This is a genomic window from Kitasatospora sp. NPDC004614 (assembly GCF_042873675.1).
Lineage (GTDB): Bacteria > Actinomycetota > Actinomycetes > Streptomycetales > Streptomycetaceae > Kitasatospora.
The window spans coordinates 54320-66139 of record NZ_JBIALR010000028.1; the positions used below are offsets into that span (position 1 = coordinate 54320).

The 11820-nt window shown below is 70.7% G+C and carries 12 protein-coding genes; 5 read left to right on the top strand and 7 right to left on the bottom strand.

Annotation, left to right across the window (positions count from 1 at the left end):
- Positions 1-4 precede the first annotated feature (4 nt).
- The 3 genes from ACFYST_RS34360 to ACFYST_RS34370 are packed head-to-tail and all read right to left on the bottom strand — an operon-like array spanning position 5 to position 1941.
- Positions 5-919 carry a glutamate ABC transporter substrate-binding protein gene (locus tag ACFYST_RS34360; RefSeq protein ID WP_387645123.1) on the bottom strand — a complete coding sequence of 305 codons (915 nt, stop codon included), beginning with the start codon at positions 917-919 and terminating at the stop codon, positions 5-7.
- A 9-nt stretch (positions 920-928) separates the two neighbouring features.
- Entirely contained in the window at positions 929-1657 is a 729-nt protein-coding gene (locus ACFYST_RS34365; RefSeq protein ID WP_387868217.1) for an amino acid ABC transporter ATP-binding protein, read from the bottom strand.
- A gap of 41 nt (positions 1658-1698) precedes the next feature.
- On the bottom strand, positions 1699-1941 hold the full coding sequence (locus tag ACFYST_RS34370) for a LapA family protein (RefSeq protein WP_387868176.1): 243 nt from the start codon (positions 1939-1941) through the stop codon (positions 1699-1701).
- A 277-nt stretch (positions 1942-2218) separates the two neighbouring features.
- Here ACFYST_RS34370 and ACFYST_RS34375 point away from each other — a divergent pair, with 277 nt between their 5' ends.
- A complete protein-coding gene (locus ACFYST_RS34375) occupies positions 2219-3094 on the top strand; it encodes an aldo/keto reductase (protein ID WP_387868178.1) in 876 nt (291 codons plus the stop codon).
- A 201-nt stretch (positions 3095-3295) separates the two neighbouring features.
- On the opposite strand, the gene ACFYST_RS34380 is transcribed toward ACFYST_RS34375, so the two are convergent.
- Positions 3296-4120: a MarR family winged helix-turn-helix transcriptional regulator gene (locus ACFYST_RS34380; RefSeq protein WP_387645132.1), complete on the bottom strand. Its 825-nt coding sequence runs from the start codon at positions 4118-4120 to the stop codon at positions 3296-3298.
- Between the two features lie 484 nt (positions 4121-4604).
- Here ACFYST_RS34380 and fabG point away from each other — a divergent pair, with 484 nt between their 5' ends.
- From fabG to ACFYST_RS34400, 4 genes are all read left to right on the top strand, one after another.
- Positions 4605-5390 (top strand): 3-oxoacyl-ACP reductase FabG, encoded by a 786-nt coding sequence (gene fabG / locus ACFYST_RS34385; protein WP_387868179.1) that lies wholly within the window; start codon positions 4605-4607, stop codon positions 5388-5390.
- Positions 5391-5491: 101 nt separating this feature from the next.
- Entirely contained in the window at positions 5492-5683 is a 192-nt protein-coding gene (locus tag ACFYST_RS34390; RefSeq protein ID WP_387645137.1) for a hypothetical protein, read from the top strand.
- Positions 5684-6088: 405 nt separating this feature from the next.
- Positions 6089-6985, top strand: coding sequence for a phosphatase PAP2 family protein (locus tag ACFYST_RS34395; protein ID WP_387645140.1), 897 nt, complete (start codon positions 6089-6091; stop codon positions 6983-6985).
- Positions 6986-7087: 102 nt separating this feature from the next.
- Positions 7088-7342 carry a DUF6343 family protein gene (locus ACFYST_RS34400; protein WP_387868180.1) on the top strand — a complete coding sequence of 85 codons (255 nt, stop codon included), beginning with the start codon at positions 7088-7090 and terminating at the stop codon, positions 7340-7342.
- On the opposite strand, the gene ACFYST_RS34405 is transcribed toward ACFYST_RS34400, so the two are convergent.
- The 3 genes from ACFYST_RS34405 to hpnH all read right to left on the bottom strand — a co-directional run bounded on the left by ACFYST_RS34405 (position 7339) and on the right by hpnH (position 11817).
- Positions 7339-8730 carry an aspartate aminotransferase family protein gene (locus ACFYST_RS34405; protein WP_387868183.1) on the bottom strand — a complete coding sequence of 464 codons (1392 nt, stop codon included), beginning with the start codon at positions 8728-8730 and terminating at the stop codon, positions 7339-7341. The genes ACFYST_RS34400 and ACFYST_RS34405 overlap by 4 nt on opposite strands.
- A complete protein-coding gene (gene dxs, locus ACFYST_RS34410; protein WP_387868185.1) occupies positions 8727-10670 on the bottom strand; it encodes a 1-deoxy-D-xylulose-5-phosphate synthase in 1944 nt (647 codons plus the stop codon). Before dxs ends, ACFYST_RS34405 begins: the two co-directional genes overlap by 4 nt.
- A gap of 124 nt (positions 10671-10794) precedes the next feature.
- Positions 10795-11817, bottom strand: coding sequence for an adenosyl-hopene transferase HpnH (gene hpnH, locus ACFYST_RS34415; RefSeq protein ID WP_387645151.1), 1023 nt, complete (start codon positions 11815-11817; stop codon positions 10795-10797).
- Positions 11818-11820 lie beyond the last annotated feature (3 nt).

Here is an 11820-nt window from a genome sequence, read left to right on the forward strand (position 1 = left end):
CTGCTCACTTGTACCGGTCGATGGCCGGGGGCTGCGGCGCGGGCACCCCGGAGAGGCCGAGCGTCGCTTCGTACGCCTTCTTCCAGTTGCCGTTGTCCATGTTCAGCTGCAGCGCGTCGTTGATCGCCATCCGCAGCACGGTGTCGTTCTTGGGGACGCCGATGCCGTACGGCTCGGTGGAGAACGGCTCGCCGACCATCTTCAGCTCGTCGGGGACCTTGGCCACGTAGCCCTGCAGGATCGCGTTGTCGGTGGTGACGGCGTCGACCTGATTGCTGATCAGGTTGTCCACGCAGGCCGAGTAGGTGTCGTAGCCGACCAGCTTGGCCTTCGGGTAATTGGTCTGGATCCGCTGGTACGGGGTGGACCCGGCGGCCGAGCAGACCTTCCGGCCCGCCAGGTCCTGCGGGCCGTTGATCTTCGTCTCGTTCTTGCGGACCATCAGCGCCTGCCCGGCGATGAAGTACGGGCCGGCGAAGCCGACCAGCTTCTTGCGGTTGTCGTTGATGGTGTAGGTGCCCACGTAGTAGTCGACCTGGCCGTTCTGCAGCGCGGTCTCCCGGTTGGCGGAGGCGATGGTGCGGAACTCGATCTGGTCGGGCGCGAAGCCCAGGTCGGCGGCGACCATCTTGGCGATCTCGATGTCGAAGCCGGAGTACTCGCCGGTGGCCGGGTTCTTCTGGCCCAGGTACGGCTGGTCCTCCTTGGCGCCGACCACCAGGTGGCCGCGCGCCCGGGCCGCGTCCAGGGTGGGCGAGCCGGTGATCGTGTTGTTGCGCACCTGGTAGCTGGGCAGCGCGCTCGGCTGCGGGCCCTTCGGCGGCGGGGTGCCCTCCTTGCCGCAGCCGGACAGGCCGGCCGCCAGGCCGGGCAGCACGGCGCACAGCGCCAGTGCGCGCAGGATGTACCGCTGTTTCACCGCGCCGCCTCAGTGCTTCAGGATCTTGGACAGGAAGTCCCGGGCGCGCTCGCTCTGCGGGTTCGCGAAGAACTCCTCGGGGACGCGGTCCTCGACGATCTTCCCGTCCGCCATGAAGACCACCCGGTTGGCGGCGGAACGCGCGAACCCCATCTCGTGGGTGACCACCACCATGGTCATCCCCTCGGCGGCCAGCGAGCGCATCACCTCCAGCACCTCGTTGATCATCTCGGGGTCGAGCGCCGAGGTCGGCTCGTCGAACAGCAGTGCCTTCGGGTCCATCGCCAGCGCCCGGGCGATCGCCACCCGCTGCTGCTGGCCGCCGGACAGCTGCGACGGGTACTTGTCGGCCTGCGAGGCCAGTCCGACCCGCTCCAGCAGCGCCCGCCCCTTGGTCTCGGCCGCCGCCTTCCCGCGCTTGCGGACCTTGATCTGGGCCAGCGTGACGTTCTGCAGCACCGTCCGGTGCGCGAACAGGTTGAAGGACTGGAACACCATCCCGACCTCGGCCCGCAGCTTCGCCAGGCCCTTGCCCTCGGCGGGCAGCGGCTGGCCCTCGATCAGGATGTCGCCGCTCTCCACCGGCTCCAGCCGGTTGATCGCCCGGCACAGCGTGGACTTCCCCGACCCGGACGGGCCGATCACCACCACGACCTCGCCCCGGCCCACCGTCAGGTCGATGTCCTGCAGCACGTGCAGCTGCCCGTAGTGCTTGTTCACCCGGCGCAGCTCGATCAGCGGCTCTCCGGCCGACCGCCCCGTGGCCTCCTGCGGCGCCGTCACCGGGTGCGCCGGCCCTTCAGCAGCCAGCCGAGCACCGTTCCCGCGAGCAGCGTGGCCAGCAGCGCGATCCAGAGCGGGCAGGTGACGGTGAAGACCCAGAACTGGATCTTCACCTTGTCCAGGTTGGCGAACAGGAACCAGATCGCCAGCACCACGATGACGCCGATACCGATGTACCGGGTCGGGACGCCGCCGATCTCACCGCGCTGGTTTGACGGAGAACCTGAAGTCTTGGTCACCCCGGCAGTCTGGCCCGGGCCCGCCCACCGACCGCCGCACCACCACCGCCGGGCCCGCCCATTCACCCGTCCGGACCACCCTCCCCGGGACGCGGCGGAATCACCTGTGATACACGCCACACGCCCTTTCGCGGTTCTGCCCGATCCGGCTGCGGCCCCCGAAGCGTTTCCCCTGTTGGGGGGAACTCCTGCCCATCGGGAATACTCCGCTGTTCAACCCGGTTGCCGCCCTCTTGGAAACTCCCCACAGCCACCCGACCGAAGGGCACCCCTTCTCGTGACCAGCACTCCCGCAGTACCCCCGATCCCGTCGATCACGCTGAACAACGGCGTGCGGATCCCCCAGCTCGGCTTCGGTGTCTGGCAGGTGCCGGACGCGGAGGCCGTCCCGGCGGTGCACACCGCGATCGAATCGGGCTACCGCTCGATCGACACCGCCGCGATCTACGAGAACGAGGCGGGCACCGGCCAGGCGATCGCCGAGTCCGGCGTGGCCCGTGACGAGCTGTTCGTCACCACCAAGCTGTGGAACTCCGGCACCCTCGACTGGTCCGGCGAGCAGGGCCGCGACCGGGTGCTGCGCGCCTTCGACGAGTCGATGGCCAAGCTCGGCCTGGAGCAGCTGGACCTGTACCTGATCCACTGGCCGCGGGCGATGCACGGCCCCGCGTTCGTGAACATCTGGCGCGCCTTCGAGCAGCTGCAGGCCGACGGCCGGGTCCGCGCGATCGGCGTCTCGAACTTCCACATCGCGGACTTGGAGCTGCTGCTCAAGGAGACCTCGGTGGTCCCGGCACTGAACCAGGTCGAGCTGCACCCGTACTTCCCGCAGGCCGAGCTGCGCGCCTTCCACGCCGAGCACGGCATCGCCACCGAGGCGTGGAGCCCGCTGGGCCAGGGCGGCGACCTGCTGGCCGAGCCCGCGCTGCTGAAGATCGCCGAGAAGCACGGCCGTTCGACGGCCCAGGTGGTGCTGCGCTGGCACCTGCAGAGCGGCGTGATCGCCATCCCGAAGTCGGTCACCCCGGCCCGCATCCGGGAGAACCTGGACGTGACGGGCTTCGAGCTGGACGCCGAGGACCTCGCGGCGATCGCAGCCGTCGCCACCGGCAAGCGGATCGGCCCCGACCCGGCCGACTTCGACTGGAACTGACGCCCCGTCGTTCCCCCGCGCGGCTGACGTCACGTCAGCTCGAGCTGACGCCCAGTCAGCACGGAGAGTGACGGCCGGAACAACCCGGAAGGGGCCGACACCTGACGAGGTGTCGGCCCCTTCCGGAGCGTCCGAGCGGTGCCGCGTGCCCGCCGGAGCGCGTTCGTCGCCCAAAAAATTGGACGACGCTTTGCAGAATCGTTACAGCCGAGCCGCCTTGGCGAGCAGCGCCAGAGCCTGCGCGTGCTCGTGCGGCTCCAGCGGAGCGAGCAACGCCTCCTGGACCTCACGCACCCCGGCGGTGGAGCGGTGCAACAGCTCCTGGCCGGTCGGGGAGAGCGAGAGCAGGTTGCGGCGCCCGTCCGAGGGGTCGCGGCGGCGCAGCACCAGGCCGCGTCGCACCAGCCGGCTGACCATCTCGGCCATCGTCGCCTTGTCCAGCGAGGCGAGCTCGCCGACCGTGCGCTGGTCGGCGCCCGGTTCGGTCTCCAGCGCGTCCAGCACCGCGTACTGAGGAGCCGTCAGCTCGGTGCCGACCTTCTCCGACCAGAGCTTGGTGTGCACCTGCTGGGCGACCCGGATCAGGTAGCCGATGGCACGCTGGGCGTCCAGCGTGGGCCGGGCGTCGGCCATCACGGCAACGGCGGCCGGCTCCAGCCGGGCGATCCGTGCCATGGTCCGGACGAGTTCCAGCTGCTCGTCCGGGCTCAGCGACTCGAACAGGGTCCGCTGGACCCGGACCACGCCGCCGGTCGCCTCGCGCACGGCCTGAGCACCGCTCTGCGAGAGGGCCAGCAGCTTGCGACGACCGTCGGCCGGGTCCCGGCGGCGGAGCACCAGGCCCCGCCGGACCAGCCTGGCGACCATTTCGGCCATCGTCGCCTTGTCGAGCGATGCCCGTTCGCCGACCGTTCGCTGGTCGGCGCCGGGCTCCAGTGCCAGTACCAGCAGCACCGCGAATTGCGGAGCCGTCAGCTCGGTACCGACGTATTCGGACCACAAGCGGGTGTGTACCTGCTGGGCCACGCGGATGAGGTGACCGGGCGACTGCTGCAGTCGACCGGGCACACGGGTTGTCGGGATCTCCCCCAGCACCATGAAATCCGTCCCGGTGTCACGCTCGCGGTGTGTGTGGGACACCCGAGCGGGGCAGTAACGGCGAGTGAGCATCCCGCTGTGAGTAAGGACGCGCCGGCCGTGCAGCCGGTGGCTGCTGGCGCACACTATACAAACGGTCGGCCTGGACCGGCAGGTAGGGGCGCAGAGTAGTCGCAGGTTCGGCAAAGTTGGCATATTTCCCCCCTATGTCGGGGTCACGACCAACCTGGTTCACCCACTCGGCCGCCGAGCGCCCTCACCCTCCGTCACCTGCGGCGCTGCCCCTGGCCGGAATTTCTACTCGCCGGTAGGGTTGCCGCGCTGCGCGCTGCGCACCTCATTCAAATCTCATCCGCGGGTCACCGGCCCGAGCCGGTCCCGTCGTCCGACTTCGAGAGAGACGAGTACGAAGATGACCGAGCAGAGCACGTCCGTGACCGCAGACGCTCCGGTGCGTGTGGCCGTGGTGACGGGTGCGGCCCGCGGGATCGGCGCGGCCACCGCGCTCCGGCTGGCCGCCGACGGTTACGCGGTCGCGGTGGTCGACCTGGAGGAGTCCAACGCGAAGGGCACCGCGGAAGCGATCGTCGCCGCGGGCGGCCGGGCGCTGGCCGTCGGCGCCGACGTCTCGAACGCCGAACAGGTGGAGGCCGCGGTCGACCGCATCGCCGCCGAACTGGGCACCCCCGTCGTGCTGGTGAACAACGCGGGCGTGCTCCGCGACAACCTGCTGTTCAAGATGTCCGAGTCCGACTGGGACACCGTGATGAACGTGCACCTCAAGGGCGCCTTCCTGATGACCCGCGCGGTGCAGAAGCACATGGTCGCGGCCGGCTTCGGACGCGTCGTCAACCTGTCCTCCTCCTCCGCGCAGGGCAACCGCGGCCAGGCCAACTACTCGGCGGCCAAGGCCGGCCTGCAGGGCTTCACCAAGACCCTGGCGATCGAGCTCGGCAAGTTCGGCATCACCGCCAACGCGGTCGCCCCCGGCTTCATCGCCACCGACATGACGGCGGCCACCGCGGCCCGGGTCGGCATGGAGTTCGAGGCGTTCAAGCAGGCCGCCGCCTCTGCAATCCCGGTCCAGCGGGTCGGCGTGCCGGACGACATCGCGCACACCATCTCCTTCCTCGCCTCCGAGGGCGCGGGCTTCGTCTCCGGCCAGGTCATCTACGTGGCGGGCGGCCCGCTCGACTAGTTGGGGTCTCGTGGTGCGCCCGCCACGGCGCGGGTCCAGACTCGACGTGCAGACCTCCCGCCGCCGTCCACCGGCGGCGGGCGTACCCACGGAGGATCTTGATGACCGACACCACGGACAGCGACTCCAAGCCGACTCCGGACAAGCTGCTGCACACCGGGGCGGAGAACCCCGTCGACCCCGAGGACCTGGTGATGGCCCAGGGGCTCGACGTCACCCCGAAGCGGGTCGCGAAGGCGAAGAAGGACCTGGAGGAGCACGGCGCGGCAGCCGTCGAGAAGGTACTGCCCTGACCCGACCCCGTCGCCCGACCCGGCGGCCGATTTCCCGGAAGTGACCTGCGTCACGGGAAATCGGCCGCTTCTTTCGTTCCCGCACTACCCGCCCGGCAATTGGAGAAACCCGGAGGAAACGGCACCCGGAGCGCCGCAGAGGGTGATTTCGCACACTCCGCTCCGCTTTACGGCCCTTCCCCTCGCACGCCGAACTGCCCGTATGGGGAAAGTGCGGACAACCGATCACCGGCGGGTGACAGATTGCCCGTACAGCCCGGGGCGCTCGGAGGCAGCCGGTAATGTCGAAGGGTGCCAGCCAAGCCCGAATCCCCCGTGCCGCGGATATCGACCGGACCACGCACGTTTCCGGTCCAGTCCGAGCGCGATTCCGTCACCGAGCCGACAGAATCCGCGCCCCCGTCGATGAGCCGGCGGCACGTTCTGCTCTTCGGCATCACCGCCGTGCTCTACCTGGCGGTGGTGCTGGCCATTGTGCTCGACTCGCCGCTGGTCGACCTGGACTGGTCGCTGCAGCAGCTGCGCCCGTACAAGGTGTGGCCGCAGGCGCTGCCGTACCTGGACATCTGGGTGGTCGCCGGCCAGCGCGGCCCGACCGCGATCGCGGCCTGTCTGTGGCTGGGCTGGCGCTGCTACCGCACGCACTCGTCACGGCCGCTGCTGGTGATGGGCATGGCACTGCTGCTGCTGAACGTCACAGTGGGCGCGGTGAAGATCCTGACCGGTCGGCTGGGTCCGCACTACGCGCACTACATAGGGTCGCCCGAGCTGTTCTCCGGCGGCACCATCTTCCCGTCCGGGCACACCGCCAACGCCGTGGTCACCTGGGGCGTGCTGGCCTACCTGGCGGCCCGCTGGCGGCGCACCGGCACGGTGCTGGCCTCGCTCACCGCGGCCTCGATCGGCCTGACCACCGTCTACCTGGGCACCCACTGGATCTCCGACGTGTTCGCCGGCTGGGCGGCGGGTGCGCTGGTGCTGCTGTCGCTGCCGCTGGCCGAGCCGGCCATCGCCGCGCTGGACCAGCGGGTGCTGGCGGTCTGGCACCGCGAGGGCCGGTTCGCCCGGCCGGTCCCGGTGCCCCGCCCGCAGCCCGCGGCCGCGCACTGGGCCGGCCGCCCGCTGCCGGTGCGTCCTCAGCCCGCCCAGGCGCGTTCCACCACGCCGTCCCGGACGGTCAGGTTGAGCCGCTCGGAGCGGTACTCCATGGTCAGCAGCGCCTCGGGTTCCACCACCCGCACGGTGCGCCAGCCGCGCTCGACGGCCAGCGCCCGCGCGGGCTCCACCCGCAGCCCCAGATAGTCGTCCAACCGGTCGTTCATCGCCCCGCCTCCCCGCACCCCGACAGTTCTACGCTGGAAGGGTAGAGGGAGGCGGTTGCGTATGCGGCGGGCGAAGACTCCGGTGACCTGGCGGAGCGGAACGGAGCCGGCCACCGCGCGCACCGATCTGAAGCTGCGCTTCCTGCTGTCGATGCTGTTCCTGCCGTTCTTCGCGCTGTGCACGGCGGGGTTCGCGGTCTGGGCGGCCTTCGCGTCGCCGCACGGCGCGCCCAGCAGCGGGACGCTGACCGTGTTCGCGGTGTGCTGCGGGCTGCTGACGCTGGTGGCGGCGGCGGACCTGTGGGTCGTGGTGCGCCGCCGCCGCACCGAGCTCTAACGCGATCCGACGGCCTGCTTGACCAGGGTGCGGCCGAAGTCCCACATCAGGCCGCTGCCGCGGTGCGCGTCGTCCATGACGTCGATGAAGGCGTCCATGAAGCGGTCGACGTCCCGCTCGGTGATGATCAGGGGCGGGATCAGTTTGATCACTTCCAGGTGGTCGCCGGAGACCTGGGTGAGGATCCGGTGCCGTTGCAGCAGCGGGACGACCACCATCTGCGCGAACAGTCCCTTGCGGGCGGCCTGCAGCGCCGTCCAGCCGGTGCGCAGCTTGAGCGACTTGGGTCGGCCGAACTCGATGCCGATCATCAGTCCGCGACCGCGCACCTCGGCGAGCAGTTCGTACCGTTCGACCAGCGCGGCCAACCGGGCCCGCAGCAGCTCGCCGACCCGGGCGGCGTTCTCCACCACCTCCTCCTGCCGCATCACGTGCAGGGTGGCCAGGCCGGCGGCCATCGCCTGGGCGTTGGAGCCGAAGCTGGCGGAGTGCACCAGCACGCGGTCCATCGAGGAGTACACCTTCTCGAAGATCCACGACTTGCCGAGGGTGGCCCCGATCGGCACGTAGCCGCCGGACAGCGCCTTGGCGGCGCACACCAGGTCGGGCTGCACGCCGTCCTCGGCCTGGTGGGCGAAGAAGGTGCCGGTGCGGCCGACGCCGGTCTGCACCTCGTCGCAGATCAGCAGCGCCTTGTGCTCGTGCAGCAGCTGCTGGGCGGCGGCCAGCCAGCCGGGCGGCGGGGCGAGCACGCCCTTGCCCTGGATCGGCTCCACGATCAGCGCGGCGACGTCGCCCTTCTTCAGCTCCCGCCGCAGCGCGCCGAGGTCTCCGAGCGGGATCGCGGTGTCCGGCAGCAGCGGGTCGAAGCCCTTGCGGAAGCCGCCCTCGCCGTTGACGGACAGCGAGCCTGCGGTGAGGCCGTGGAAGGCGTGGTCGCAGTACAGGACGCGGCGCCGGCCGGTGGCGTACCGGGCGAACTTGAGCGCCGTCTCGACCGCTTCGGTGCCGCTGTTGCCGAAGAACACCCGGTCCAGGCCGGGCGCGTGGGCGATCAGCTGTTCGGCGAGCAGGCCGGGCAGCGGGGAGCAGTCGAAGCGGGTGAGGTCGGCGGTCTCCAGCTCCATCACCTGCTGGACGGCGGCCCGGACGGCGGGGTGGTGCCGGCCGAGCGCGAAGATGCCGAATCCGGCGAGCATGTCGAGGTACTCGTTGCCCTCGGCGTCGTAGAAGTACGGGCCTTTCGCCCGTTCGTAGTACCGGTCGAAGCCGATGGTGTGCAGCATCCGCGGCAGCTGCGGGTTGAGGTAGCGGGCGTGCAGCTCGTAGCGTTCGCCGCCCCGGGCATCGAGCAGGGCGGCGAGGTCGAACGGTTCGGCCTGGGTCACGCTGGTTCGCTCCAATCGGTCAGCGGCATCCGGGGCCGGTACTCCTGGACGCCGGTGCGGGTCCCGGGCAGCAGCCGGCGGGCGTGGGCGGCGGTCTGGGCGGCGACGCCGGTGCCGGTGAGCCCGATCTCCTCCAGCAGCTCACCGCGGGAGGCGTGCGCCAGGAACTCCTCCGGGACGCCGAGGTCGCGCAGCGGCGTGTCGATGCCGGCGTCCCGCATGGCCTGGGCGAGGGCGGCGCCGACGCCGCCGGTGCGGCCGTTGTCCTCGACGGTGACCACCATCCGGTGCTCGGCGGCCATCATGACGAGCGCGGGGTCGACGGGCTTGACCCAGCGCGGGTCGACGACGGTGGCGGTGATGCCCTCGGCGGCGAGCAGCGCGGCGGCGTCCAGGCAGGCGGACGCCATCGGGCCGACGGCGACCAGCAGCATGTCGGGCGTGGGCCCGGTGCGGGCGAGCACGTCGATGCCGCCGGTGCGTTCGATCGCGGTCACCTCGGGTCCGAGCTGCCCCTTGGGGAAGCGCACCACGGTGGGCGCGTCCTCGACCTCGACGGCTTCGCGCAGCTGTTCGCGCAACCGGGCGGCGTCGCGCGGCGCGGCGATCCGCAGCCCGGGGACGACCTGCAGCACCGACAGGTCCCACACGCCGTTGTGCGAGGCCCCGTCGTTGCCGGTGACGCCGGCCCGGTCGAGCACGAAGGTGACGCCGAGCCGGTGCAGCGCGACGTCCATCAGCACCTGGTCGAACGCCCGGTTCAGGAAGGTCGCGTACACCGCCACCACGGGGTGCAGCCCGCCGGTGGCCAGCCCGGCGGCGGAGGCGACGGCGTGCTGCTCGGCGATCCCGACGTCGAAGGTGCGCCCGGGGTAGGCCTTGGCGAACGGCCCGAGTCCGACGGGGTGCAGCATCGCGGCGGTGACGGCCACCAGGTCGGGCCGCTCGGCGCCGAGCGCGAGCATCTCCGTCCCGAACACGGACGTCCACGAGGTGCCGGCGGTCGGCGAGATCGGCAGGCAGGTGTACGGGTCGATCGGGTTCACGGCGTGGAACCGGTCCGCCTCGTCCTGTTCGGCGGGCCGGTAGCCGCGGCCCTTGACGGTGAGGCAGTGCACGATGACGGGGCCGCCGAAGTTGCGGGCCTGGCGCAGCGCCTGTTCGACGGCGGCGATGTCGTGCCCGTCGATCGGGCCGAGGTACTTCAGGCCGAGGTCCTCGAACATGCCCTGCGGGGCGAAGGCGTCCTTGAAGCCCTTCTTGGCGCCGTGCAGCGCGTCGAACAGCGGCGGCCCGACCACGGGGGTGCGCTGCAGGGCGTCCTTGCCCCAGGCGAGGAAGCGTTCGTAGCCCTTGGTGGTGCGCAGCGTGGCGAGGTGGTGGGCGAGGCCTCCGATGGTGGGGGCGTAGGAGCGTCCGTTGTCGTTGACGACGATGATCAGCGGGCGGTCCTCGGCCTCGGCGATGTTGTTGAGGGCTTCCCAGGCCATGCCGCCGGTGAGCGCGCCGTCGCCGATCACGGCGACGGTGCAGCGGTCGACGCCGAGCAGTTGGTTGGCCTTGGCGATGCCGTCGGCGTGGCCGAGCGCGGTGGAGGCGTGCGAGTTCTCGATCAGGTCGTGCGGGGATTCGGCGCGCGAGGGGTAGCCGGACAGTCCGTCCTTGGCGCGCAGCCGGCTGAAGTCCTGCCGGCCGGTGAGCAGTTTGTGGACGTAGGCCTGGTGGCCGGTGTCCCACAGGATGCGGTCGTGCGGGGAGTCGAAGACGCGGTGCAGGGCGATGCTGAGTTCGACCACGCCGAGGTTGGGTCCGAGGTGGCCGCCGGTGCGGGTGACGGCGTCGATCAGGAAGTGGCGGATCTCGGCGGCGAGCGGCGGGAGCTGTTCGGGGTGCAGTCGGCGGAGGTCGGCGGGCCCGGTGATCCGGCTCAGCAGTGGCATGGCGTACCCCTCACGGCTGGTGCGGGTGGGTGGACGGTCGGTGTCCAGCCTGCGGCCCCGCTGTCGCGGTCGCCTGTCGGCGTGGGCCGCCTGCGCGGGTACGCGGGCGGCCCGTGACGGCTGCTCAGGCCTTGGGGGCGGCGAGGGTCTCCCGGGCGGCGCGGATCGACTCCTTGAGCGAGCCCATGGTGGCGAGCACGGCGGTGGGTTCGTACCCGCAGTGGGCCATGCAGTTGTCGCAGCGCGGGTCGCGGCCGCGACCGTACTTGGCCCAGTCGGTCTTCTCGATGAGTTCCCGGTAGGTGGGGACGTAGCCGTCGGACATCAGGTAGCAGGGCCGCTGCCAGCCGAACAGCGAGTAGTTGGGGATGCCCCAGGCGGTGCACTCGAAGTCGACCTTGCCTTCGAGGAAGTCCAGGAACAGCGGGCTGTGGTTGAGCCGCCAGCGCCGCCGGTTGCCGCCGGCGAAGGCGGTGCGGAACAGCTCGCGGGTCTGTTCGACGCCGAGGAAGTGCTCCTGGTCGGGTGCCTTCTCGTACGCGTAGGCCGGGGAGATCATCATCTCGTCGACCTTGAGTTCGTCGTTCAGGTAGTCCAGCACCTCGACCACGGTCTGCGGGGTGTCGGTGTTGAAGAACGTCGAGTTGGTGGTGACCCGGAAGCCCTGCCGCTTGGCCTCCTTGATCGCCTCGACGGCCTCCGCGAAGGTGCCCTCCTTGGCCACCGAGGCGTCGTGCCGCTCCTGCAGTCCGTCGATGTGCACGGCGAAGGTGAAGTACGGGGACGGGGTGAACAGCTCGAGCTTCTTGCGCAGCAGCAGCGCGTTGGTGCACAGGAAGACGTACTTGCGGCGGGCGACCAGTTGCCGGACGATCTCGTCGATCTGTGGGTGCATCAGCGGTTCGCCGCCGGCGATGGAGACCATCGGGGCGCCGCACTCCAGGACCGCGCCGACCGCCTGCGCGACCGGCATCCGCTGCTTGAGCACCCCCGCCGGGTGCTGGATCTTGCCGCAGCCCTCGCACTTCAGGTTGCAGGCGAACAGCGGCTCCAGCTCCACGATCAGCGGGAACTTGTCCCGGCGCTTCAGCTTCTGCTGCATGAGGTAGGTGGACACGCGGACGGTCTGACGCAGCGGCATGGCCATGAC